Genomic DNA, 24,106 nt, shown 5'->3' with positions numbered 1-24,106 from the left:
ACTAACGAGCTCTTCACCTGGCTGAACACCCACACAACCCAACCAGTCGCGAACACAATCAACTCGCTAGAAGGAGGTCCGAACAAAGCCATCAAAAACTTCCTAAGAAACCACCGCGGACTCACCATCAACCACGCCCGCCGAGGCATCGACTGGCTGCTCTACAAAGCCACACACAACCCCAAAAACCCCTGGGACTTCGTCACCGAAACCCACTGGAACCCACCAAAACCACACACCAACACACAACCCGACGAACCCCTCGGACCCGCAGAATACGACACCGGCTTCACCTACGAAGACGGCATCAAACTCCGACAAGGATGGGCAGGAAGACACCCCTGACACGCCAGGCCCATACACACATTTTGAGCATTAACCCCCAGATACGCAAAGGGGCCACAGCGTAAAAACGCTGCGGCCCCCAGTGATCTATATGAGATTAGTGCGCGTGGTCTCCACGGTCGTATTCGTAAACAAGACCTACAAGACCCACGAGTGCAATCGCAGCTCCGAAGGGCGTAATCCAAAAGCCAACTGCGATTCCGATAAAGACAATAGCTGCACCGGTAGCAAGCACGATTGGCCACCACGACCATGGGCTGTAGAACCCGTACTCATACACCTCGTCAGAGATTTCTCCAGCTTCATTGTCCTGAGGCTGGTCGCCAACACTCTTGTGGTGCAAGAGAATGTAGCCACCAACCATGATCGACATGAGGCCGGTCACGATAAGAGCAGGGAAACCAACCATTTCTTGGAAGTCGGTCAGGAACCCGTACACAATACCCACTGGAATGAAGAAGAACGCAGTGGTCAGCATGATCCATCCGGCTGATTTCACTTGGAAGCTCCTTCGTTCTTAGCAGGCAGCGAGTAGGAATCGCGAGGGTGTCCAGCCAGCTCCAACAGTTCAGGGTGGTTAGCGTCAAACGCAGGACGCTCTGAACGGATACGTGGCAGTGACGTGAAGTTGTGGCGTGGAGGTGGGCACGAGGTTGCCCACTCGAGCGATCCGCCGTAACCCCATGGGTCATCAACCGTAACCTTAGGAGCGTTACGTGCAGTGATCCACACGTTCCAGAACCACGGGATCATCGAGAGAGCAAGCAAAAGCGCTCCCCACGTGGACACCTGGTTGAGGAACGTCCAACCGTCCTGTGGCAAGAAGTCAGCGTAACGACGTGGCATACCTTCAGCGCCCAACCAGTGCTGCACCAAGAAGGTGCCGTGGAAACCGAAGAACAGCAACCAGAAGTGGATCTTACCCAGGGTTTCGTTCAGCATCTTTCCAGTCCATTTTGGCCACCAGAAGTAGAATCCAGCGAACATCGCGAAGACCACGGTTCCGAAGATCACGTAGTGGAAGTGAGCCACAACGAAGTACGAGTCAGAGATCTGCTGGTCAAGCGCTGGGCTAGCAAGAATCACACCGGTGAGTCCACCGAACACGAAGCTCACGAGGAAGCCAATTGACCAGAGCATAGGCGTTTCGAAGGTCAAGGATCCCTTGTACATGGTGAAGATCCAGTTGAAGATCTTCACACCTGTAGGAACCGCGATGAGCATGGTCATGAACGCGAAGAACGGCAACATAACAGCTCCGGTCACGTACATGTGGTGTGCCCACACAGAGATCGAAAGCGCAGCAATGGCGATTGTCGCGTAGACCAGCATCTTGTAACCGAAGATTGGCTTACGGCTAAAGACAGGGAAGATCTCCGACACAATTCCAAAGAATGGAAGCGCAATCACATAGACCTCTGGGTGTCCGAAGAACCAGAAGAGGTGCTGCCACAGAATCGGTCCACCAGTTTCAGGGCTGAAGATGTGTGCACCGAAGATACGGTCTGCTCCCAAAGCGAACAGCGAAGCCGCAAGAGGAGGGAACGCCATCAGGATGAGGATACCGGTAATGAGGGTGTTCCACGAGAAAATGGACATACGGAACATGGTCATACCAGGTGCACGCATCGTGATGATGGTGGTAATGAAGTTAACACCACCAAGAATGGTTCCGAAGCCCTGGAACGCAAGTCCAAGGACCCACAGGTGACCACCAATACCCGGCGTGTAGGTCGTGTTACTCAACGGCGCATATGCGGTCCAACCAAAGGATGCGGCACCCTGAGGTGTCAGGAATCCGGAGCACGCGATGAGCGATCCGAACAGAAACAGCCAGAAGGCAAACGCGTTCAGACGTGGGAATGCGACGTCAGGTGCACCGATGTGCAGAGGCATCATTACGTTCGCGAAACCAGCAAACAGCGGTGTTGCGAACATCAGGAGCATGATCGTTCCGTGCATCGTGAACAGCTGGTTGTACTGTTCCTTCGTTTCGATGAACTGCATGCCTGGCTCGAAGAGCTCGGCGCGCAACAGCAGTGCCATGACACCACCGATGCAGAAGAAGATGAACGAAGTGATCAGGTACATGTACCCAATGGTCTTGTGGTCAGTCGACGTCATCCAGTTGACGATGACTTTACCCAGGCTCTTAGGTACTTTGGGTTCGTCAATAGATGACTGGGTTTCATTGACGACTGCAGTCATTACTTATCCCCTTCCTTGGTGTAAGGGTTCTTGTACCATTCGGTACGGTCCAGCTCTGGTCCGAGGCGACCCTCATTGCCTTCGGCCTTGAGCTTTTCGGTGTACGCCTTGTACTCGTCAAGAGGAACAACCTTGACGTTGAAGATCATTTCTGCGTGGAACTCACCGCAAAGTTCGGCACACTTTCCGAGGTATTCGCCTTCCTTGTCCATGCGAAGGTGAATCTTCTCAGTGCGACCTGGGATCATGTCACGTTTTTCGAGGAATGCAGGAACCCAGAATGAGTGGATGACATCGCGAGACCGCAGTTCGATCTCGACGTCGGTGTTCGATGGGAGGTACAGAGTCGGTGCGTCGATTCCAGGCTGTTCGGTCCCGTCGAGGTTGACCTGCTTTCCGCCGTAGTACGCGTTTTCAGTCAGATAGTTGAAGTCCCAAGCCCACTGCTTACCAACAACCTCGACCTTCACTTCGCCTGGCGTGTCGTCATACACCGTTTTGTCGAGTGTGTTCACAGTTGCGAAGAAGAAGCCCACAACCAAGATGATGGGGAGAACGGTGTACATGATTTCAACCGGCATGTTGTACTGCACCTGAACGGGCAGACCGCGGTCATTCTTGCGACGGCGGTAAGCAATGATGCAGAACAGCATGAGGCCCCAGGTGATAGCACCTACGGCCAGCAACGCGATCCAACTACCGTTCCACAACGCGATGTAATGGTCGGTGTGGCTAGTTGCACCTTTTGATTCTGGGGGGAAGAAGCCGACTTCCCACTGCTCTTTTGTACAACCTGCGAGAAGTACCGTGCTGGCTAGTCCGCCTAATACGCCAACTCGCTTAGCCCAGCGTGCGCCGGGCTTGCGTACTGGCTGATTCGGAGAATCCACGTGCAGCCTTTCGAAACCTAGTCGAACCGTAATGCCCGGCAAAAAGCCAGCCAAAAAGTCCGAGCACAAACCTTGACGAATACACCTTACCGCTACATGCGGTAGAAATTCACGTTAACTGCCCGATTTATGGGAAATTCCTGAAAAATCTACATCGTGTAGCGCTAGCTCAAGCCGATCACGGTATTCGCCCGCCCACATCTGCGACACACCCAAGCTCGCTAAGTGCGGGGTTTGCCACTGCGTGTCGATGATCCAGGTATCGCCACACTCGGCATCCAGGGTACGAACCAGCTCTACAAGTGCCGCTTTCGACGCATCAGTCACACGGTGAAACATCGATTCGCCGGCGAACAGCCTTCCCAACCACACGCCGTAGAGACCACCTACCAGACAGCCATCCCGCCAGACTTCAACCGAATGTGCAACTCCTAGGTCGTGGAGCTTGCAATACAAATCGCGAATAGCTGGCGTGATCCATGCGCCCGGACGGTCTGGGTCAGCGCACGCATCAACGACCTCGGGAAAGGCGGCATCACAAGAAAACGTGAACCGGCGCATCGACTTCCGCAGGCTCTTACTCACGCGCAAGCCCCCAGGGAGCAATACCCCACGATTCACGGGCGACCACCACCCTATTGGGCCACTCCCCTGTTCACCTAGCCCCATAGGGAAGAGTCCACTGCGGTAAGCAGAAAGGACCCCAGGCACCGTGAGTTCGTTGCTGACGCAACACAGGTCCCTGGGGTCCATCGCCGAGGTCGTCGCAGTTTACGCGGTGATCCAGCTTTTAGCTGAAGGAGTCACCGCACGCGCAGGATCCCTGAGCGTTGGGGTTGTCGATGGTGAAGCCTTGCTTTTCGATGGTGTCTGAAAAGTCGATAGTTGAGCCGTCCAAGTAGGGAACACTCATGCGGTCAACGATGACTTCAACCCCGTCGAAGTCACGAACCGCGTCACCATCGAGGACGCGCTCGTCGAAATAGAGCTGGTAAATGAGCCCGGAGCATCCGCCTGGTTGCACCGCAATGCGCAGACGGAGGTCGTCGCGACCTTCCTGTTCAAGGAGGCTACGGACTTTGTCGGCGGCAACCGTTGAGAGTTCAACACCGTGCGTTGCTGTTGCGGTCATGTGTTCTCCTTAATAAGTATTCCGTCACACGTCGTCCGTTCATGCGTAACGTACTGTACGCGCATTCTATTCCGATTATTCTATTCCGACTGACCTAACCGGTGAAGAAGCAGAGCTTCTGAAACGATCGCTGACTTGAAGTCCGGCAAGAATAGAGACTCATTTGCGCTGTGGGCACGTGTATCAGGGTCTTCAATTCCTGTGACCAAGATCGACGCTTGTGGGAAAACTTCTAACAGGTCCGCGATAAAAGGAATGGACCCACCGAGTCCCATATCGACGACGTCTGTGCCGAACCCGTCGCTGATTGCTTGTTTAGCAACAGCCACACGCGGGTCGTCCAGATTGGCTTGCCACGGTGCACCCGACTCCTCTGGGCCAAACTCCAAGGTTGCGCCAAATGGAACATTTTCCTCTACGTGCTGCTTGAGCTTCGACAAAGCGTCCTGTGGGTCCTGGCCGGGTGCCAGACGCATGGAAACTTTGGCACGTACTGACGCTTGCAGAGTGTTCGACGAGTGGTCGACGTCCGGAATGTCGATGCCAATTACAGTGAGCGCAGGCTTGGACCACACGCGACTTGCGAATGGACCGGACCCAATCAGTTCGGTGCTGTCGAGAACGCCGGAGTCCTTGCGGATTGTCGCTTCGTCGTAGTCGTTTGCAACGTCCTCATTCTGAACGAGCCCCTCTACCGCAACGGAGCCGTCATCGTTATGGAGCGTGTTCAGCAGGCGAATCATCGCCATGCCCGCATCGGGAACGAGGCCTCCGTACATTCCAGAGTGAACAGAGTGGTTGAGCGTTGTGAGCGAGAACTCAAGAGCAACCATGCCGCGGAGGCTCACGGTGAGCGCTGGCACGCGTTCGGCCCAGTTACCAGAGTCGGCCACCACGATCACGTCGCCTTCGAGTTTGTCCCGGTACGTGTGGAGGAAGTTGTTGAAGCTAGGCGAGCCGGCTTCTTCTTCACCTTCGATGAAGAGGACCACCCCCACGTTGAGTTTGTCCCCTAAGAGCTTGAGCGCAGCTAAGTGCACCATGACACCGGCTTTGTCATCGGCGGCTCCACGTCCGTACATGCGGTCGCCTTTGACAGTTGCGACGAAGGGTTCGGTATTCCACAGCGCAACGTCGCCGGTGGGCTGAACGTCGTGGTGGGCATACAGGACAACGGTGGGGCGACCTTCTGGTGCTGCTTTGCGCGCAACAACAGCTGGGTAGCCTTCTTCCCCGCTGGGGGTTGTTGCGGTGAGAATCTCTACCGAATCAAAGGCAAGTTCGCGCGCCATCTGGGCGACGACCTCGGCGCTCTTTTCTACATGTGCGCGATCATAGGCCGGCCATGCGACAGACTCGATGGCGACCAACTCCGAGAGTTGAGCGAGCACGCGATCAAACTCTGCGTCGAGGGCCGCGCGTAGAGATTCGGGCGTCAAAACGTCGGAAACAGCTGAATCTGGGTGTCCCGCCTGGGCGGGGTGCGAGTTGTTAGTCATACTTCCGATACTATGTTGGGCGTGTTTGGACGGAAAAAAGACAAAGCGACGGATGCTCAGGAAGTTGAGCAGAACACGGCTCCAGAAGAGCCGACCGTTCGTGATGCCGAAGCTAAAAAGAACAGGCCCACGCCCACCCGCAAAGAGCAGGAAGCGAAGCGGAAACGCTCGCTGGTGCCCGATGACCGGAAAGAGGCGAAGCGTAAGTACCGTGCGGAAATGGCGAAACAACGTGATGAGGCCCGCCGAGGTGTCCTCGAGGGTGACGAGCGTTACTTGACTGCCCGCGACAGAGGGCCGCAGCGACGCTACGTGCGTGACTTTGTGGACGCGCGGTTTTCGATTGGCGAGCTACTGATCCCCGTGGCCGTGGTTGTTTTGATCGTGGGGATTTTCAGCAATCAGCAGATTCAGTTGTACGCGACAATCGTGGTGTACGGACTGTTTGCCTTGATCATCCTGGATTCGATCTTCCTCAACTATCAGCTCCGAGGACGTATGGCCCAAAAGTTCGGGGGCAAGGAGAACCTGGAACGCGGACTCGGTTTCTACGCGACTATGCGCGCCATCCAGCTACGGGTTCTGCGCACGCCGCGCGCCAAGGTTAAGCGTGGCGAATACCCTTCGTAATCTGTGACGCCCAGCCGGGTCCGCGGTAGATCATTCCCGTGTAGCCCTGCACCAGCGACGCACCTGCGGCCAGACGCTCGTGAGCGTGGGCCGCAGTTTCTATTCCGCCTACGGAAACCAACGTGAGCGCGTCGGTGTGAGACCTGATGAGGCGCAACACCTCGAGCGACCTGTCAGCAACCGGGCGCCCAGAGATGCCACCGGCTTCTGCTTGGGCCAGCTCCTTGTCTTTTCCGCTTAAAACCTCACGGTTAATTGTGGTGTTCGTGCAGATGAGCCCGTCAACGCCAGCATCGATGCACATGTCAGTGACTTCTAGAATGTCCTGGTCATTCAGATCAGGCGCAATCTTCACGAGTAGTGGTACGTGACCCAGAGTCGAGCGTGGATTGCGCACAGCCTCATCTGCTTCAGCGCGCACGGCGTCAACAATGGGACGCAACGTGTCGATCGCTTGTAGGTCGCGTAGCCCCGGCGTGTTGGGTGAGCTGACGTTGATGACCATATAGTCCGCAAGGGGGCTCAAAAGGCGTGCCGAGGTCGCGTAGTCGCTGACCGCGTCTTCGGCAGGAACGACCTTGGTCTTCCCAATGTTGATCCCAACGATGGGCCTTCGTGACTCAGGTAGCACCCGCAACTTCTTGAGCTCAGCCCGGATGTTGAAGACGGCCTGCCGGGCTCCGTCGTTGTTAAAGCCCATGCGGTTAAGAATCGCTTCGTGATCTGTGAGCCTAAACAGGCGAGGCTTAGGGTTGCCCGGTTGTGAGTGGGCGGTGATCGTGCCGACTTCAATGTGGCCAAAACCCAGACGTGCAAGAGCACGGATCGCGCTACCATTTTTGTCGAACCCTGCTGCCAGCCCCACACGGTTAGGAAACCGAAGGCCAAGCACGTTCGCTGGATCGGGCGCTGTCCCGTACATCTCGGCGAAATAGGAACCAAGACCTGCCGTATCCAGCGCCCTGAGCGCAGTCAAGCTCATGTGGTGTGCGCGTTCTGGGTCGACGTGAGTCAGGACGTTACGAAACAAGAAGTCATACACACTCTCATCGTATCCGGCCGGTTGGTCTAGTATCGAAAAGAACCCAATAAACGGAAGGAATGTTACTAATGCCAACAGTCCCGGTTTCAGTGTCGGCTTCGAATGTTTCTGCATCGAAGGTGAAGGCTGACATTTTGGTCGTAGCGAAAACACACAACGGCGCTGTTCTCGCTGAGTTGGACAAATCGGTCGTCAAAGAGCTCACAGGCGCGCTTGATGCGATCGACTTCGCTGGTAAAGCTGGTTCGTCAGTGCGTGTCGTTGCGCCCAAAGGTGTAAGTGCGAAAAGCGTCGCGGTCATTGGCGTTGGTGAAGTTGAGAAGTTGGAAGATGACCTCGAAAAGTTGCGTCAGCATGTGGGGTCATTTACCCGCGGGTTGGACGCCGAGGTCTCTGTCGCCTTTGCGCTCCCCACCCCCACCGCCGAGGTCGCAGCTGCTATCACGTTGGGCGCCGTCTTGGGTGCGTACCGCTACAACGACTATGTGAACGACAAGAAGAAGACCGCTTCTGAGATCACTGTTATCACCGCTAAGAAGTTCAAGGACGCTGTTGAAGAAGCTCACATCATCGCTTCCGGTGTGATTGGTGCGCGTGACCTCGTGAACCAGCCTCCGCTGGACCTGTACCCAGAGACTTTTGCTAACCGTGTCAGCGAACTCTCCAAGGGGCGTAAGGTCAAGGCTACGATTTACGACGCCAAGTACCTGGAAGAAAACGGTTACGGTGGTCTGCACGGCGTGGGACGTGGATCCGCACGTGGTCCTCGTTTGGTTAAGCTCGAGTACTCCCCCAAGAAGGCTGAGAAGCACTTGGCGCTTGTGGGTAAGGGAATCACGTTCGACTCTGGTGGACTGTCGCTCAAGCCTGCCCAGTCGATGGAAGAGATGAAGTCGGACATGGGTGGTGCAGCGGCAGCCGCACACACATTGTTCGCCGTTGCCGACCTCGGGCTGAACGTCAAGGTCACCGCATGGCTGTGCCTGGCTGAGAACATGCCTGACGGCAACGCTCAGCGTCCCTCAGATGTTGTCACGATTCTGGGTGGTAAGACCGTTGAAGTTACCAACACCGACGCTGAAGGGCGCCTGGTGCTGGCTGACGGTCTGGTTTCCGCACAGAAGGACAACCCGGACGTTGTCATTGACATTGCAACGCTGACCGGCGCTCAGATTGTGGCGCTGGGTAAGCGCACGACGGGTGTGATGGGGACCGAGGCTGCGCGCGACAACGTCTGTGAAGCAGCTCACGCAGCTGGCGAACAGATGTGGCCAATGCCATTCCCCGAGGAAATCCGCGACCAGTTCCGCTCCGCGACTGCAGACCTGAAGAACTCCGGTACACGCGAGGGTGGAATGCTCGCAGCCGGTATCTTCCTGAAGGAATTCATTGAAGAAGGAACGGAATGGGCACACATCGACATTGCCGGTCCGTCGTTCACAACAAGCCCATGGGGTTACACGCCCGAAGGTGGGACTGGTGTTCCAGTGCGGACGCTCATTGAAGTCGCCCGAGGACTGAGCAAATAACCCTAAGCACGCAAGCGGTTATGCGGACGTGAAGCATGGAATGTGGTGTGAACCTTTGTGTTGTTCGCACCACATTCGGCTTTCTTCCCGCAACGTGTTGCCAAATTTTTCCCAGTTCGTGGAAAGATAAGAGTAACCGCTGATACGGCAATTTGTTTTCACGAGTATGAGGAGCTCATCGTGGTTGATTCTAAGAACTCGTACGACTTGGTCATTCTGGGAGGCGGAACAGCTGGCTACTCGGCTGCAATCCGTGCTTCACAGCTTGACATGAAGGTCGCACTTATCGAACGCGACAAGGTGGGCGGTACGTGCCTCCACCGTGGGTGCATTCCCACTAAGGCGCTGTTGCACGTAGCCGAAATCGCGCACAACGTTCGCGACTCCAAGAGCTTCGGAATCCTTTCCGAGTTCCAGGGTGTAGACATGGAAGCGGCGGTCAAGTTCAAAGACGGAATTGTCGACCGTAACCACAAGGGTCTGTCCGGCATGATCAAGGCCGACGGTGTCGACCTGATTAGCGGTGAAGCCAAGCTCAAGGACCAGTCGACTGTGACTGTGTCGACCGACGAGGGTGAACTTGAGCTTGAAGCAAAGAACATCATCCTGGCTACTGGTTCCGAACCTAAGACCATCGGAATTGAAATTGGCGGACGCGTTCTCACCAGCACTGAAGCCTTGAGCCACACCGAGGTGCCTGGCAGCGCGATCGTTCTGGGTGGCGGTGTGATCGGTTGTGAGTTCGCAAGCATCTGGTCATCGCTCGGTTCGGAAGTCACCATCGTTGAAGGTCTCCCCCGCCTCGTCGCAAACGAAGACGCCGACATTTCGAAGGAACTTGAAAAGGCATTCCGCCGCCGCAAGATCAAGTCCAAACTGGGCGTGAAGTTCAAGAGCGTCGAACAGGACGACAACGGCGTAAAGGTTCAGCTCGAAGACGGTTCAGAACTCGAAGCTGATGTTCTTCTTGTCGCTGTTGGTCGTGGACCGGTGACTGCTGGCTTCGGTTATGAAGAAGCTGGTATCAAGCTCGACCGTGGATTCGTTGTCACCAATGAACGTCTGCACACCGGCGTTGGTAACATCTGGGCAATCGGTGACATTGTTCCTGGTCTGCAGCTGGCGCACCGTTCTTTCGGTCACGGAATCTTCGTAGCGGAAGAAATTGCGGGACTTGAACCAACTCCAGTCGATGAAAACGGTGTGCCACGCGCCACCTACTCAGAACCCGAAATCTTCTCCGTGGGACTCACCGAGGACCAGGCTAAAGAAAAGTATGGCGAAGACAAGATCGCAAGCGTGAAGTTCCCACTGGGCGGTAACGCGAAGTCTGCGATTCTCAAGACCAACGGCTTCGTTAAGGCTGTCCGCGTCAAGGAAGGGCCGGTTGTGGGTCTGTGCGGAATTGGAGCACGTTTCTCCGAACAGGTTGGTGAAGCGCAGCTCATCATCAACTGGGAAGCATTCCCAGAAGAAGTCGCACACCTGATCCACGGACACCCAACTCAGAACGAAGCAATCGGCGAAGCTATGCTCGCCCTTGCCGGTAAGCCACTCCACTTCCACAACTGATTCAGGGGAAAATACATGTCTAACTCCGTACAGATGCCGGCCCTCGGTGAATCCGTCACCGAAGGTACCGTTACTCGCTGGCTCAAAGAAGTCGGCGAAGAAGTTGAAGTCGACGAACCGTTACTTGAGGTTTCGACCGACAAGGTCGACACCGAAATCCCTAGCCCGTACGCAGGTGTCCTCGAAAAGATTCTTGCTGATGTGGACGACGTTGTAGAAGTTGGTGGAGACCTCGCGATCATTGGCGATGGCTCCGGTGGTGGCGACTCGTCAGATGACAAAGCTGAAGAAGAGCCTCAGGAAGAAGCAGAGGAAGCACCTGCCGAAGACGCTTCACGCGATGACAGCGCTGAGGAAGACTCGTCTGAGGAGGCGTCAGAAGAAAAGTCGGACGACTCGAAGCCAGCTTCATCGGGTGAATCAAGCGAGGTTCCTATGCCTGCTCTGGGTGAGTCGGTGACCGAAGGAACCATTACTCGCTGGCTCAAAGAAGTTGGCGAGGAAGTCGAGGTCGACGAACCACTCGTCGAGGTTTCGACCGACAAGGTCGACACCGAAATCCCTTCACCCGTAGCCGGCGTTCTTCTTGAGCAGCTCGCTGCTGAAGACGAAGAGGTTGAGGTCGGTGCTCCACTGGCTCGCATTGGATCCGGCGACGCTTCCGCTGACGACTCTTCTGCACAGGACGACGAGCCGAAGGAAGAGCCGAAGGAACAAGCCAAGGCTGAAGAGGCTCCTAAGGAAGAACCTAAGAAGGAAGAGCCGAAGGAACAAGCCAAGGCTGAAGAGGCTCCTAAGGAAGAGCCTAAGAAGGAAGCTGACGCACCTGCAGAAGTCAAGACACAGTCGGTCAAGGGCATTTCACGTCCAAACGCTGGCGCTTATGTGACTCCTCTGGTGCGCAAGCTTGCACGCGAAAAGGGCGTGGATCTGGACACCGTCGAAGGAACGGGTGTTGGCGGACGTATCCGCAAGGAAGACGTCGTCAACGCTGTTTCTTCTTCGCCAGCTGCAACCACCTCGGCGCCGGCTGCTCCAAAGGGCCCACACAAGGTGGAAATCCCAGAGGACGTGAAGAAGCTGCGTGGCACCACGCAGAAGGCTTCCCGCATTCGCCAGACAATCGCATCACGTATGCGCGATTCGCTCCAGAACTCCGCTCAGCTCACCCAGGTGATCGAAGTGGACATGACTCGCGTTTCGCGTCTGCGCAAGCAGCACAAGGACGCATTCCAGAGCACTCACGGCGTGAAACTCACCTACTTGCCGTTCTTCGCAAAGGCTGTTGTCGAAGCCCTGCAGGTTCACCCTAAGGTCAACGCACAGTACGACGTTGACGCTAAGGAAATCACCTACTTCGACCACGAAAACCTGGCAATCGCGGTAGACACCGAACGTGGGCTGCTGGTTCCGGTTGTCAAGGACGCAGGTGGAATGTCGCTGGCTGAACTGTCGAAGTCGATCGACGACCTTGCAGAGCGCACGCGTTCTGGAAAGATCGGACCCGATGAACTGTCTGGTGGAACCTTCACCATCACCAACATCGGCTCAGTAGGCGCGCTGTTTGACACGCCAATCATCAATGCACCTCAGATGGGAATTCTGGGCACCGGTGTGATCACCAAGCGCCCAGTCGTAGTGAAGACTGAGGACGGCGAAGAGTCCATCGCGATCCGCGACATGGTCTACCTGCCGCTGACCTACAACCACGAACTGGTTGATGGTGCTGACGCAGGTCGCTTCCTGCAGACCATCAAGGCTCGTTTGGAAGAAGGAAACTTCGAAGCTGACCTTGACCTGTAAGTCGAGCTAAGAACAAAGCGGGAGGTGTGTATGCACCTCCCGCTTTGTTTATCTATGTCTACTCTGTGACCTCCCAAACGCGCCACCGCTTGTCCACCTTCTTGAGTGTGAGTGTCAGACGCACGCCCTTCTCCGGGTGAGCGGTGACTGTTGCGGTAACGACGGCAGAATCATTCGTCTCGCTGGCCACGTCGATGTCGGTAGCGTCAATTGCGATGTCCACTCCCCCGTACTTGTGAAGATCATCGAATTTTTCTGCCTGCCGTGCAGGTGAACCGTCCACGGTAAGAGAGCGCAAGAGTTTTTCATCGGCCGTACTGAAGGCCAGAGCTCGTTCATTGCACAAACGAATCACGGCATCATGGGCTGACTCTTCGTGAGTTGGTCGTTTCTCCGAACCACTAGGAGCGCTTTGGGCAACAGTCTGCTCACTGCCCCGTGGAACAAAGGCGAGCATGACAATCACAGCAACGAGTACCACTCCTGCAGCCATGATAATGAGGTCATAGCGCCGAGGTCGTTTTTGGGTGCGTCTGTTTTTTCTGGTGGGTTGTGTACGACTTCTCTGTTTGGGAGTACCCCGCTTTTGAGTGCCTTCCGGTTCGTTTTTTCGCAGTGCGGCGACAACCGTTGGCAACTCCGTTGTGGGCGCGTTGGCCGCGTCAGGTGAATGCTCGTTCAATGGTTCAGGTGCTTCAGGTTCCTCCTCTTTGGGAGGGTCGGATGACTGAGAAGTGCTGCTGTTGTTCTTCTTATGGAGGTTCCGTAAGTATTCTTCGATGGGTTCCATGACACTAGATCCGTTCATGCTTTCAACAACCAAACAACGCTGTTTGATATCGTTTGATGTTATTTAGCATACTTTGTGAGTGTAAGAAAAACTAGAGTGTCATGTTCGTCACTTTGTATTTGGGTGTCGACACTATCCGGTCTAGGGTTATCGGTATGGCTTTCATTGTCGAAAAGTTGGGTTTCGCTCCCGAGTTTGTTGACTACACAGATGCACTCGACGTGCAGAACCAGTACCACAGCGACGTGGTGAATGGGACACGGGAATCAACCCTGCTCGTGCTCGAGCACAGCGCTACGTACACAGCTGGCAAACGCACAGAACCCCACGAGAGACCTCAGGACGGTACTCCTGTTATCGATATCGACCGAGGTGGGAAAATCACGTGGCACGGCCCCGGCCAGCTGGTTGTCTACCCTATTTACCGCCTGCGTGAAGCCCACCAGGTTCGCCTGTACGTGGATCAGATCGAAAAGGCCGGCATTGCCCTGTTGGCCGAATACGGTATTCAGGCAGGCCAGGTCGAAGGACGCTCGGGGGTATGGTTGCCAGCAACCGACACACAACCAGAACGCAAGATTTTAGCGATCGGGATTCGTATCCACCAGGGAGTGGCCATGCACGGTCTTGCCCTCAACTGCTCGAACTCCAACGCAGGATTCGACATGATCGTTCCATGCGGCATTGCTGATGCTGGTGTCACGTCAATTTCTGCAGAGATTGGTAGAACCGTCAACCCCAGCGACGTAGCAGACCGCTTGATTGAACTTTTGAACGAACACATCACCGCATAAGAAGGAATTAAAAAGTGACAATTGCTCCTGAAGGTCGCAAACTGCTTCGAGTTGAAGCACGTAACCAGCAAACGCCTATTGAGGACAAGCCTAAGTGGATCAAGGCTAAAGCAAACATCGGGCCAGAGTTTACCGAACTCAAATCTTTAGTCCGTAACTCCAAGCTCAACACGGTGTGTGAAGAAGCCGGCTGTCCGAACATCTTCGAATGCTGGGAAGACCGAGAAGCAACCTTCCTCATCGGTGGCGAGCAGTGTACGCGTCGTTGTGACTTCTGCCAGATCGACACCGGAAAGCCACAAGAGCTCGACCGCGACGAACCGCGACGTGTTGCAGAGTCGGTAGCCAAGATGGGCCTTCGCTACTCAACCGTGACCGGTGTTGCGCGCGATGATCTTCCGGACGGCGGTGCATGGATCTACGCCGAAACTGTGCGCCGGATTCACGCCCTTGAACACCCGGACGGTCAGGGAACTGGTGTCGAACTGCTCATTCCTGACTTCCAAAACAGGGACGACGCCCTCGATGAAGTGTTCTCATCGCGACCAGAAGTCTTGGGCCACAACCTCGAGACAGTACCAAGGATCTTTAAGCGCATTCGCCCCGCTTTCCGTTACGAACGTTCGCTTGAAGTGCTGACAAAAGCACGCAAGGCCGGGCTCATCACCAAATCGAACCTTATTTTGGGAATGGGCGAAACCAACGAAGAAGCTATTGAAGCTCTACGCGATCTGCACGAAGCGGGAACCGACCTCGTGACCATCACCCAGTACCTGCGGCCCAGCTCTCTCCACCACCCCATCGACCGTTGGGTCAAGCCACAGGACTTCGTTGAACTGCGTGACGCTGCCCTGGAGATCGGCTTCTTGGGTGTCATGTCAGGTCCGCTGGTGCGTTCGTCCTACCGAGCAGGACGCCTGTGGGCTGGTGCGATGCGTAAACGTGGACAAGAAATCCCTGCTCACTTAAGTCACCTCGACAAGGAATTCCCTGCAAAGCAGGAGGCACAGTCGGTGGTTGATACGTTTGGTGCTGGCGAAGAGGTAAAATTCTAGGTCGAAGTAGAAGTACACAAACGAGAGACTATGGCTGACAAAGAAAAACGTTCCCGAGGACTGTTCAAACGTAAACCCAAGGACCCTGCAAATCCCGGTCGCATCGCGCAGATGCGCGAAGTGTTTAAGCTTGCACGCAAACACTACCCAGCGCTTCCGTGGATCATGCTTGCCGCGGTCGCGGGTATCACGCTTGTGGGTGTGCTCATTGGACTCCTCCTTCCACCCGTGTGGCTATGGGGAATCCTCGGGTTCATGGGCGGTATTGTTTTTGCCCTGTGGATTTTGGGACGTTACGCGGAGAAAGCCGCGTTTGCTGAAATGCGTGGGAAGCCCGGTGCGATTGGCGCTGTTTTGAACTCGGCTCGCAGGAGCTGGCTCATGGATGAACAGCCCATCGCGGTTGATCCGCGCACCAAGGACATGGTGTTCCGCTCCACCGGCCGAGGTGGTGTTGTGCTTGTCAGCGAAGGCCCGGCTAATCGCACGTACAAGATGCTTGAAAAAGAGCGCAAGCGTCACGAGCGTGTGCTTCCGAATGTGCCTGTCACCATCATTCAAGCAGGCGAGGGTAAGGACCAGGTGCCCATGGACAACCTTGTGTCCACCGTGCACAAGTTGCCACGCAAACTGCACAAGGACGAAGTTCTGGCAGTTCGCAAACGCCTCTCCTCACTGGGATCGATGACCAGCCGGCCACCTATCCCCAAGGGCATTGACCCTAACCGTGCGCGTCCCGACCGTCGCGCAATCCGAGGTCGCTAAGTTAACTCCGAACCACAACCGATTTCGCTGCGTAGTCGTGGAGACCTCGGCGGTCAGGATCATAAATGATCGCCGGGATCACCAGGCAGAACGCAAGGTGACGTAACAGGACACGTAGCACGTTCACTTTTTGACCCTCTGTTGTCATGAGCAGCAGGCCGAAAACTCGGTACCCGATCGTGTACCCCAACAGTGGCAACATAATGAGCACTTCAAGCGAGTACAGCACCCAAGTGACCCACTCGTTGTTGTCAAAAAACAGAACAGAAAAGCCAAAGGCTATCCCCCAGTCAATGAAGAGCGCCCCCAAGCGACGAATGACGGGAGCGACGGAACCTCGTCCCGACTGAGGGAATCCGTACTTCTTACCTGGGTAGTCGTTGGCCGACTGCGAGCCTGCTGTTCGAGTCACCCGCCCAGTGTACCTGTGCACCCTGCCACCGGCACCCATCGCCCTCACTCTTACCCACCTCGGGAAATACCCAATTCGGCCGGGCCGAAACACGCGCGAAACAATTCAGACATGGTTCCTTCATGCTAGGCCGTTAAACTCGAATCACTGGTGAAAAACCCGATTAGGAGTAAATGTGTTCTCGACACCAAGTGAACTAGTTGCCTATCTTGCAGATCACGACGTGAAGTTTGTGGACGTCAGGTTCTGTGACCTGCCGGGAGTAGTGCAACGTTTCAATCTTCCAGCTAGTGCATACGGGGAGGATGAGATTCGAGACGGCTTACTCTTTGATGGGTCGTCAGTTCGCGGGTTCCAAACGATCAACGAATCAGACATGAAGTTGCTCGCCGATGTCAGCTCGGCGTACATCGACCCGTTCCGCGATGCGAAAACACTCGTTGTCAACCACTCGATTGTGGATCCGTTTACCGATGAACCGTATTCGCGCGACTCCCGTCAGGTCGCGGCCAAGGCCGAAGCCTACTTGAAGTCCACGGGAATCGCGGACACCGTGTTCTTTGGCGCAGAAGCCGAGTTCTATATGTTCGACGAAATTCGCTACTCGGTAACACCAGGCCACAGCTTCTACAAGATTGACTCGGAAGAAGCCGCCTGGAACACCGGGCGCGAAGAACTTGGTGGCAACCTGGGCTACAAGACCCCCATGAACGGCGGATATTTCGCAGCGGGCCCACAGGACAAAGACGCGGATATTCGTGATGAGATTTCTCTCACCCTCGAGTCGATCGGGTTTGAGATGGAGCGTGCGCACCACGAATGCGGAACCGCTGGGCAACAGGAAATCAACTACAAGTTCGCCACTTTGCAGAAGGCGGGCGACCAGCTTCTCGACTTCAAGTACATTGTTCGCTCAGTGGCTGAACAGTGGGGCAAGACGGTCACGTTTATGCCTCGACCGCTCATGGACGACAGTGGTTCGGGAATGCACTGCCACCAGTCGCTCTGGAAAGACGGGAAGCCTCTGTTCTACGACGAAAACGGATACGCCGGGCTTTCGGACCTCGCCCGCTGGTACATCGGTGGCCTCATCGAACACGCGGGCGCTGTTCTGGCATTCACCAACCCCACCATCAACTCGTACCGCCGTCTGGTTCCTGGCTACGAAGCCCCTATCAACTTGGTGTACTCGGCGCGTAACCGATCGGCTGCGATCCGCATTCCAGTCACCGGGGACTCCCCTAAGGCCAAGCGTCTGGAGTTCCGTGCACCGGATCCTTCGTCCAACCCGTATCTGGCGTTCTCTGCTCAGCTCATGGCTGGTTTAGACGGAATTCGTAACCGCATTGAGCCACCAGAACCAGTCGACAAGGACCTGTACGAGCTCCCGCCAGAGGAATTGCAGGACATCAAGCACGTGCCCGCATCGTTGGAAGAGGCACTCGATGAACTCGACAACGACCGCGACTTCCTCACACAGGGAGACGTGTTCACCGATGACCTCATCGACACGTGGATCAACTACAAACGCACTCACGAAATCGACGTGATGCGTCTTCGCCCAACGCCCACCGAGTTCGAACTGTACTACTCTCTGTAACAGCAACGAACGACTGAGCACATAGAGTCGCTGAGCATATACACCGGCTGTTCAAGGCCGGTGTATATGCTTTTTCTATGGCGCATTTTGATCTTCTTGTTATTGGGACGGGTTCTGGGAACTCAATCGTTGACGACCGCTTCAGCCATCTCAAGGTTGCGATCGCTGAAGAGTGGTTGTTTGGAGGGACGTGCCTGAACGTTGGGTGCATTCCTACGAAAATGCTCGTATATCCGGCCGAGGTCGCGCACAGTTCCACAGATTCGACGCATCTGAATCTGCAGACGAGTTTTAACGGCGTTGATTGGCCCGGGCTTTCTAACAGGGTTTTCGGCCGTATCGACGCGATCGAAGCGGACGGTCGAGACTATCGCACGAATCGACTCGACAACGTCACGGTGTATCCAGAGCGTGTCCACTTTACCGGCCGTAATTCCGCCCAAACCGCCTCCGGTGACACGTTCACCTTTGAACGCGTAGTGATCGCTACCGGGTCCTCCCCCACTCCACTCAAGGCCACTGGTCTGGACTGGGACCGGGTCGACACAGAAAACTACCCTGTCAAAACCTCAAACTCGATCATGCGGATCCCTACACTCCCACGTTCTCTCGTGATTGTTGGTTCAGGTTTTATTGCTGTGGAGTTCGCGCACATTTTCTCGTCTCTAGGTGTCGAGGTCACCGTGTTGGCCCGCGGAAACCGATTGCTAGGTAATCACGACCACGACGTCTCCCAGGCGTTCACGCAACAATTCTGTGAAAGCGTCAACGTGCGTTTCGGAGTAGAAGTTGAATCCGTTGACACAGCAGACGGAGTCACCCTCACACTCAAGGAAACGGGGCGTGCGGAGGGGGCGGACACCTCGGCGGTGGAAGCCGACCTCATGCTGGTAGCCGTCGGTCGCACGCGTTCCACTCACGCACTCAACGTAGACGCCTTGGACGCCACCACAGACGGTGACCGGCTGGTCGTCGACGAGTACCAACGCGTTATGTCATCAAGCGGTGAACCTCTTGATGGGGTGTGGGCACTGGGTGACGTGTGCTCAGAACACTTGCTGAAGCACGTTGCCAACGCCGAAGCTCGTACTGTACAGCACAACATTCTGGTAGATGTAGGGCTTGAACCAACGCCTGTGAGCACCGACCACAGCGTGATCCCCGCAGCCGTGTTTAGTCACCCACAGATCGGTTCCGTGGGTGCGACAGAAGAGCAGTTGCGTGAAGAAGGCGTTGATTATGTGTCGAGCACATGTGAGTACGGCGGCGTTGCTTTCGGGTGGGCGTTAAACGCGCCTGGTTTTGCGAAGGTACTCGCCCACAAAACCACCCGGCAAATTCTTGGCGCGCACGTCATCGGTGAGCAAGCCGCCTCGCTGGTTCAGCTTTTTGTGCAGGCTATGGCGTTCAAGATTCCCGCTGACAACATGGCCCGTGGGCAAATGTGGATCCACCCCGCCCTGACCGAGGTCGTTGAAAACGCGCTCTTGGGACTCAACTTTGGCGAAGACGCACGTTAAATGTCTTCCGGTTCGAACCCGAAGAACACGTGTTCCATGACTTTTCGGGCCCTGCGCGTTGCACCCAAATAGTCGTCAACGAGTTGGTACCCGCCACCTGGTTCGTAACCCAAGAGAAGCGCGATTGCTTCAAGTTCTGTTTCGTCAGTGGGAAGAGAGTCTGAACCGCGACCCTTGTAAAGAACAGCAGCGCTACGCACACGTGAAGCGATTGTCCACGCGGCTTCAAGTTTGTGAGCTGAGTCTTCGTCGATGAGCCCGTTCTGGGTGGCGGCGTGCAGAGCGTCAAGGGTGGATGTTGTGCGTAGCCCTGGGTGCGTGTGAGCATGCTGGAGCTGCAACATTTGGACGGTCCACTCAACGTCACTGAGCCCGCCGGTCCCTAGCTTGAGGTGGCGTTTCTTGTCACCACCTCGGGGAAGGCGTTCACTTTCCATGCGCGCTTTCAACCGACGCATCTGCATAAGCGAGGACTCCGGGACTTCTTCGGGGTAGCGCAGCGGGTCAATAAGCCGAGTAAATGCCTGCCCCAGCTCTTCATCTCCGGCGATTGGCCGAGCACGCAAAAGTGCTTGCGCCTCCCACGGTTCGGACCATGCGGAATAGTACTTTGCATAGGACGCAAGAGTACGAACCAATGGCCCGGACTTACCTTCGGGACGCAGATCGGCGTCAATATCCACAATGGGTTCAGCAGACCTGGTTTCAAGCTCTGACGTCAGGGTCAGAGCTACCTGTTTGGCATGTGACGGAAGAGCTTCGCGTTGAGCCGGGGTGAGCGTCTCACCGGGCTCATATACGAACATCACATCGGCATCCGAATAGTAGCCGATTTCCGCGCCCCCTAGACGCCCCATCGCTATGATGCAGAACCGGTAGTCGTCAATGCCAGACATCGCGTCGAGCCTCATTCGCACGTGCGAAAGCGCTTGGTGCACGGTGATGTCCATAGCGTTGGTCAGGGCTGTCATGACAGTGTCCAAGTCGTAGAGTCCCAAGGTGTCCGCCAAGGACGTGCGGAGAATCTCCTCGCCATACACCTTACGAATAGCAGCAACTCCGTCATCGCGCCGACGACTGCGTTCGCGCATGCGGGTAGCGATTGCGTCCGGTTCGCTGGGCTGTAAACGTTCGTTGTTTCCTAACCACTGGACCGACTGGGGGTGCGAAATCAATAGATCAGATGCAAAACGAGAAAGCGACAAAACGCGGGCCATGTTTTTGACGGCCACACCAGAGTCGCGCAGCATAGCCAAGTACCACGTGGTGTGTGACAGTCCCTCTGACAACCTACGGAACGCCACCAAGCCAGCATCGGGGTCGACACCTCGGGAGAACCAATCAAGAAGCGCTGGCAAAACCTGACGCTGCACATAGGCCACCCGGTTCAAACCCGTGGACAGTGCGCGAATATGGCGCATAGCCGCGGCGGGATCCTGATAGCCAAAAGCTGTCAATCGGTCACGCGCAACTGCCTCGCTCACGGTTGACATCTGCGCGCTTCCCGTCGCCGCATCAAGGATAGGACGGTAGAAAATCTGCTTGTGCAGCGCTCTCACCGCGCGCATGTGCCCCGCCAGTTCCTTCTTCAAACGGTCAACACTGCGCTCCTCGACCGGATACACGCTTCGGGCTAACGCTCTGAGCTTGCTGGTGCGTTCCGGAAGAACCGCTTCACGAGCCATGCGCGGAATCTGCAAGCGGTGCTCAACAACGCGCATGAACCTATATGCCGATGCCAGTGTACGTGCCTCATGCGACGCTAAATAGTTGTGCGAGCTCAAAATGCGGAGAGCACCACCGGTCGAGCGGACTCTGAGGTCCTTATCGTGCGGGCCGTGAACCAGCTGCAGAAGCTGCACCGTGAACTCCACGTCACGCAAGCCACCGGGACCAAGCTTAATGTGCCGGTCCAGCTCGTTCTTAGGGATCAGCGACACCACACGACGTCGCATGGACCTCACTTCAGAAACGAAACCGGACCGCGCACCGGCCGTCCATACAAACGGTGACACGTCATCCTCAAACTGCTCGCACAATTCTGGGCAACCAGCGATCGGACGGGCTTTCAAAAGCGCTTGGAACTCCCAGTTATGCGCAACTTTCTGGTAGTACTGAACGAACTCGTCGATCGTGCGAACCAATGCCCCCGATTTACCTTCAGGACGCAGAGCTGTGTCAATCTCCCACAGCGCCGGTTCATGTGCGCCCCCAGATATCAGTTCAGTAACCCGGGTTGCCAAATCGGTGGCCTGTGCACGAACCTCATCGTCGAGTTCTTCACCTTCACGTGGCGCATACGCGAAAATCACATCGACATCGCTCACGTAGTTAAGTTCGCGCGCACCACACTTACCCATCGCCACAACAGCGATACGGGCACGTAGACGCTCCCCCTGTTCGACCTCGGCGATCTTATACGCGGCCTGAAAGACCGCGGCAGCCAAATCTGACAGAACCCGGGTGACATCCTCCACAATCTCTTCTGGCTGCGAATGCTCAAGATCCTGCACAACAAGACGAGTCACCAAATCCCGATACGTGCGACGAAGGACAGTAATACCCTGCTCCCCCGTTAGCAACGATCCCTGGTCCGCTAACGCTTCAGTGAAAGTGTCCTCGAGGCCCTCTGGAGTCGAAGCAAGTGAGTCGATGAAGTCCGGTTCATGTGCCAGAGTGCGGATGACCTGTGGCCAGCGAACGAGGTGGTCGACTGTTGCTTCCGAACCACCGGAGACGATGATCAGCCGATTAAGCAGAATGGGCGACTCGTCGAGTAGCTGTCGCAGGTTAATGTCGTTCTGGTGGCACGTCTCGGCAATCCGCACAAGGCCAAGTGCGGCCGAATCCCGGTCAGCCGCCGCAGCCAGCGCACTTTCCGGATCCTGAGCTAGTTCCGTGCCCAACATTTCATCAAACTGGCCCAAGAAACGTTGCGTTCGCTCAAGTGCCTGACTGCGTTGACGAGCAGGATCTTTTTTACGCATTACAGGGAGTTGAAGTGGCGAGACAGCTCAAACTGTGTCACTTGAGCACGGTACTGGGACCACTCATCGCGCTTATTCTTCAAAAAGTAGTCGAACACTTCTTCGCCCAGGGTTTCAGCGACAAGTTCACTGTGTTCCATGTTGTGTACAGCATGCGACAAGCTCGACGGCAAAGGTTCAATGCCAAGGGCACGACGTTCGTTATTGGACAGCTGCCACACGTCATCTTCGGCCTCGAGAGGAAGCACGTACTCCTCTTCGATCCCTTTCAGGCCCGCAGCCAATAGAACGGAATACGCCAAATACGGGTTAGCCGAAGAATCCATGCCACGGTACTCAATGCGCGCTGAGGACGACTTGCCTGATTTGTACTGCGGAACGCGGACCAACGCCGAACGGTTGCGATGGCCCCAACAGATGAAGCTAGGAGCCTCGTGGCCGGTCCACAGACGCTTGTACGAGTTCACGTACTGGTTGGTGACAGCGCAGAATTCCGGCGCGTGTTTGAGGATCCCGGCGACGAACTGCCGGCCAATCTTGGACAGTTGATAGCGTGCGCCTGGTTCATAAAATGCGTTGTCATCGCCTTCAAACAGCGACATGTGCGTGTGCATGCCGTTGCCAGGTTCATCCGCCAAGGGTTTAGGCATGAATGACGCGTAGACGCCACGTTCTAGTGCAACCTCTTTGATGACGGTCTTAAAAGTCTGCACGTGATCAGCCATGGTGAGGCCGTCGGCGTACCGTAGGTCGATCTCGTTTTGCCCCGGCCCACCTTCGTGATGGGAAAACTCCACAGAAATGCCCATCTCTTCGAGCATTTGCACCGCTGCACGTCGGAAGTCGTTGGCTGTTCCGCCGTTGACGTGATCAAAGTATCCGGCTGTGTCGACGGGAACAGGGGGTTGGCCGTTGAGCTCACCAGACTTGAACAGGTAGAACTCAATTTCTGGGTGGACGTAGAAGGTGAATCCCATTTGGGCTGCCTTCTCCATTGTGCGTTTGAGCACTTGCCTTGAGTCAGCGGAAGCAGGAACACCTTCAGGGGTGTTGATGTCGCAGAAAATACGGCCTGTAGGGTCGTCTCCTCCTCGCCACGGGAGGAGCTCGAATGTCGAAGCGTCAGGTTTGAGAACCATATCGGATTCATAGATCCGTGCGAAGCCTTCAACTGATGACCCGTCGAAACCGATACCTTCATCGAATGCGCTTTCGAGTTCCGCCGGAACGATCGCTACAGACTTCAGCCGTCCCAGCACATCGCTAAACCACAATCGAATAAACCGGACATCCTTGTCCTCGATGGTCTGGAGCACATAGCGACGGTGGTCGGTCATGAATTGTTCTCCCACTCTTGATCGTCCTGGTCCCACTCACGGGTACGTTCTTGAGCTGTTTCGAGAGCTTGCTGAGCTTCCTCTTGTGTGTCGTATGGGCCCATGCGTTTATCCCACGCACTGACCTTGCCTTTTTCGACTTGGCCAGTCTCCAAATTGAAGAAGAACTTTTCGTCACCGGTGTCTGCCATGAGAG

The 24,106-nt window shown here is 55.7% G+C and carries 21 protein-coding genes and 1 pseudogene; 10 read left to right on the top strand and 12 right to left on the bottom strand.

Going from position 1 to position 24,106, the window contains the following annotated elements; translation table 11 throughout:
• Positions 1–345, top strand: a pseudogene (locus QP868_RS09625) (IS256 family transposase); the annotation flags it as partial.
• Positions 346–442: 97 nt separating this feature from the next.
• Here QP868_RS09625 and QP868_RS09620 read toward each other — a convergent pair.
• The 6 genes from QP868_RS09620 to QP868_RS09595 form a co-directional block, all read right to left on the bottom strand.
• A complete protein-coding gene (locus tag QP868_RS09620; protein ID WP_284926345.1) occupies positions 443–844 on the bottom strand; it encodes a cytochrome c oxidase subunit 4 in 402 nt (133 codons plus the stop codon).
• A complete protein-coding gene (ctaD, locus tag QP868_RS09615; protein ID WP_284926344.1) occupies positions 841–2,553 on the bottom strand; it encodes an aa3-type cytochrome oxidase subunit I in 1,713 nt (570 codons plus the stop codon). The genes QP868_RS09620 and ctaD overlap by 4 nt, the downstream gene beginning before the upstream one ends.
• Positions 2,553–3,443: an aa3-type cytochrome oxidase subunit II gene (gene ctaC, locus QP868_RS09610; RefSeq protein ID WP_284926343.1), complete on the bottom strand. Its 891-nt coding sequence runs from the start codon at positions 3,441–3,443 to the stop codon at positions 2,553–2,555. The genes ctaD and ctaC overlap by 1 nt, the downstream gene beginning before the upstream one ends.
• Before the next feature lie 114 nt (positions 3,444–3,557).
• Positions 3,558–4,196: a leucyl/phenylalanyl-tRNA--protein transferase gene (gene aat / locus QP868_RS09605; protein ID WP_284926342.1), complete on the bottom strand. Its 639-nt coding sequence runs from the start codon at positions 4,194–4,196 to the stop codon at positions 3,558–3,560.
• A 37-nt stretch (positions 4,197–4,233) separates the two neighbouring features.
• Positions 4,234–4,575: a HesB/IscA family protein gene (locus tag QP868_RS09600; RefSeq protein ID WP_005884802.1), complete on the bottom strand. Its 342-nt coding sequence runs from the start codon at positions 4,573–4,575 to the stop codon at positions 4,234–4,236.
• 80 nt (positions 4,576–4,655) lie between these two features.
• A complete protein-coding gene (locus QP868_RS09595; RefSeq protein ID WP_284926341.1) occupies positions 4,656–6,074 on the bottom strand; it encodes a dipeptidase in 1,419 nt (472 codons plus the stop codon).
• Between the two features lie 12 nt (positions 6,075–6,086).
• Here QP868_RS09595 and QP868_RS09590 point away from each other — a divergent pair, with 12 nt between their 5' ends.
• On the top strand, positions 6,087–6,704 hold the full coding sequence (locus tag QP868_RS09590; protein ID WP_005884806.1) for a DUF3043 domain-containing protein: 618 nt from the start codon (positions 6,087–6,089) through the stop codon (positions 6,702–6,704).
• On the opposite strand, the gene QP868_RS09585 is transcribed toward QP868_RS09590, so the two are convergent.
• Positions 6,679–7,860, bottom strand: a complete 1,182-nt coding sequence (locus QP868_RS09585; RefSeq protein WP_284926340.1) for a quinone-dependent dihydroorotate dehydrogenase — start codon at positions 7,858–7,860, stop codon at positions 6,679–6,681. The genes QP868_RS09590 and QP868_RS09585 overlap by 26 nt on opposite strands.
• Between QP868_RS09585 and QP868_RS09580 the strand changes: the two genes are divergently transcribed.
• The 3 genes from QP868_RS09580 (at position 7,815) to sucB (ending at position 12,650) form a co-directional block, all read left to right on the top strand.
• Positions 7,815–9,275, top strand: a complete 1,461-nt coding sequence (locus QP868_RS09580; RefSeq protein ID WP_284926339.1) for a leucyl aminopeptidase — start codon at positions 7,815–7,817, stop codon at positions 9,273–9,275. The two genes, QP868_RS09585 and QP868_RS09580, sit on opposite strands and share 46 nt — an antisense overlap.
• 180 nt (positions 9,276–9,455) lie before the next feature.
• Positions 9,456–10,847, top strand: a complete 1,392-nt coding sequence (lpdA, locus tag QP868_RS09575) for a dihydrolipoyl dehydrogenase (protein WP_284926338.1) — start codon at positions 9,456–9,458, stop codon at positions 10,845–10,847.
• A gap of 15 nt (positions 10,848–10,862) precedes the next feature.
• Positions 10,863–12,650, top strand: a complete 1,788-nt coding sequence (gene sucB, locus QP868_RS09570; protein WP_284926337.1) for a 2-oxoglutarate dehydrogenase, E2 component, dihydrolipoamide succinyltransferase — start codon at positions 10,863–10,865, stop codon at positions 12,648–12,650.
• Between the two features lie 58 nt (positions 12,651–12,708).
• Here sucB and QP868_RS09565 read toward each other — a convergent pair whose 3' ends face one another.
• The gene (locus tag QP868_RS09565) at positions 12,709–13,440 is read right to left on the bottom strand and encodes a hypothetical protein (protein ID WP_284926336.1); all 732 of its coding nucleotides are present in this window, start codon (positions 13,438–13,440) and stop codon (positions 12,709–12,711) included.
• 155 nt (positions 13,441–13,595) lie between these two features.
• Here QP868_RS09565 and lipB point away from each other — a divergent pair, with 155 nt between their 5' ends.
• The 3 genes from lipB to QP868_RS09550 are packed head-to-tail and all read left to right on the top strand — an operon-like array spanning position 13,596 to position 16,054.
• On the top strand, positions 13,596–14,234 hold the full coding sequence (gene lipB, locus QP868_RS09560) for a lipoyl(octanoyl) transferase LipB (RefSeq protein WP_284926335.1): 639 nt from the start codon (positions 13,596–13,598) through the stop codon (positions 14,232–14,234).
• Between the two features lie 14 nt (positions 14,235–14,248).
• Positions 14,249–15,289: a lipoyl synthase gene (lipA, locus tag QP868_RS09555; RefSeq protein WP_284926334.1), complete on the top strand. Its 1,041-nt coding sequence runs from the start codon at positions 14,249–14,251 to the stop codon at positions 15,287–15,289.
• Between the two features lie 30 nt (positions 15,290–15,319).
• Positions 15,320–16,054 (top strand): DUF4191 domain-containing protein, encoded by a 735-nt coding sequence (locus QP868_RS09550; RefSeq protein ID WP_284926333.1) that lies wholly within the window; start codon positions 15,320–15,322, stop codon positions 16,052–16,054.
• Position 16,055: 1 nt separating this feature from the next.
• Here QP868_RS09550 and QP868_RS09545 read toward each other — a convergent pair whose 3' ends face one another.
• Complete coding sequence (locus QP868_RS09545; protein ID WP_284926332.1) at positions 16,056–16,466, bottom strand: RDD family protein; 411 nt, start codon at positions 16,464–16,466, stop codon at positions 16,056–16,058.
• A gap of 175 nt (positions 16,467–16,641) precedes the next feature.
• Here QP868_RS09545 and glnA (QP868_RS09540) point away from each other — a divergent pair, with 175 nt between their 5' ends.
• Both glnA (QP868_RS09540) and QP868_RS09535 read left to right on the top strand, forming a co-directional pair.
• Positions 16,642–18,066, top strand: a complete 1,425-nt coding sequence (gene glnA, locus QP868_RS09540; RefSeq protein ID WP_284926331.1) for a type I glutamate--ammonia ligase — start codon at positions 16,642–16,644, stop codon at positions 18,064–18,066.
• A 77-nt stretch (positions 18,067–18,143) separates the two neighbouring features.
• Entirely contained in the window at positions 18,144–19,586 is a 1,443-nt protein-coding gene (locus QP868_RS09535; RefSeq protein WP_284926330.1) for a mycothione reductase, read from the top strand.
• On the opposite strand, the gene QP868_RS09530 is transcribed toward QP868_RS09535, so the two are convergent.
• From QP868_RS09530 to QP868_RS09520, 3 genes are read right to left on the bottom strand one after another with little or no spacing between them, the layout of a single operon-like run.
• Complete coding sequence (locus QP868_RS09530) at positions 19,583–22,573, bottom strand: bifunctional [glutamine synthetase] adenylyltransferase/[glutamine synthetase]-adenylyl-L-tyrosine phosphorylase (protein WP_284926329.1); 2,991 nt, start codon at positions 22,571–22,573, stop codon at positions 19,583–19,585. The two genes, QP868_RS09535 and QP868_RS09530, sit on opposite strands and share 4 nt — an antisense overlap.
• A complete protein-coding gene (glnA, locus tag QP868_RS09525; RefSeq protein ID WP_284926328.1) occupies positions 22,573–23,910 on the bottom strand; it encodes a type I glutamate--ammonia ligase in 1,338 nt (445 codons plus the stop codon). Before glnA (QP868_RS09525) ends, QP868_RS09530 begins: the two co-directional genes overlap by 1 nt.
• A complete protein-coding gene (locus tag QP868_RS09520; protein ID WP_284926327.1) occupies positions 23,907–24,101 on the bottom strand; it encodes a hypothetical protein in 195 nt (64 codons plus the stop codon). The genes glnA (QP868_RS09525) and QP868_RS09520 overlap by 4 nt, the downstream gene beginning before the upstream one ends.
• Between the last annotated feature and the right edge of the window lie 5 nt (positions 24,102–24,106).

Origin of the sequence: Brevibacterium sp. UMB1308A, from assembly GCF_030230605.1 — a bacterium.
Taxonomy (GTDB): Bacteria; Actinomycetota; Actinomycetes; order Actinomycetales; family Brevibacteriaceae; genus Brevibacterium.
This window is presented reverse-complemented; position numbering and strand designations above follow the sequence as displayed.

Bases quoted from the DNA above. Each gene is read 5' to 3' on its own strand.
- ctaD (WP_284926344.1), bottom strand. From the start codon at position 2,553: ATGACTGCAGTCGTCAATGAAACCCAGTCATCTATTGACGAACCCAAA.
- aat (WP_284926342.1), bottom strand. From the start codon at position 4,196: ATGGACCCCAGGGACCTGTGTTGCGTCAGCAACGAACTCACGGTGCCT.
- QP868_RS09600 (WP_005884802.1), bottom strand. From the start codon at position 4,575: ATGACCGCAACAGCAACGCACGGTGTTGAACTCTCAACGGTTGCCGCC.
- QP868_RS09595 (WP_284926341.1), bottom strand. From the start codon at position 6,074: ATGACTAACAACTCGCACCCCGCCCAGGCGGGACACCCAGATTCAGCT.
- QP868_RS09590 (WP_005884806.1), top strand. From the start codon at position 6,087: ATGTTGGGCGTGTTTGGACGGAAAAAAGACAAAGCGACGGATGCTCAG.
- QP868_RS09580 (WP_284926339.1), top strand. From the start codon at position 7,815: ATGCCAACAGTCCCGGTTTCAGTGTCGGCTTCGAATGTTTCTGCATCG.
- QP868_RS09585 (WP_284926340.1), bottom strand. From the start codon at position 7,860: ATGCAGAAACATTCGAAGCCGACACTGAAACCGGGACTGTTGGCATTA.
- sucB (WP_284926337.1), top strand. From the start codon at position 10,863: ATGTCTAACTCCGTACAGATGCCGGCCCTCGGTGAATCCGTCACCGAA.
- QP868_RS09565 (WP_284926336.1), bottom strand. From the start codon at position 13,440: ATGGAACCCATCGAAGAATACTTACGGAACCTCCATAAGAAGAACAAC.
- lipB (WP_284926335.1), top strand. From the start codon at position 13,596: ATGGCTTTCATTGTCGAAAAGTTGGGTTTCGCTCCCGAGTTTGTTGAC.
- QP868_RS09550 (WP_284926333.1), top strand. From the start codon at position 15,320: ATGGCTGACAAAGAAAAACGTTCCCGAGGACTGTTCAAACGTAAACCC.
- QP868_RS09535 (WP_284926330.1), top strand. From the start codon at position 18,144: ATGGCGCATTTTGATCTTCTTGTTATTGGGACGGGTTCTGGGAACTCA.
- QP868_RS09530 (WP_284926329.1), bottom strand. From the start codon at position 22,573: ATGCGTAAAAAAGATCCTGCTCGTCAACGCAGTCAGGCACTTGAGCGA.
- glnA (WP_284926328.1), bottom strand. From the start codon at position 23,910: ATGACCGACCACCGTCGCTATGTGCTCCAGACCATCGAGGACAAGGAT.
- QP868_RS09520 (WP_284926327.1), bottom strand. From the start codon at position 24,101: ATGGCAGACACCGGTGACGAAAAGTTCTTCTTCAATTTGGAGACTGGC.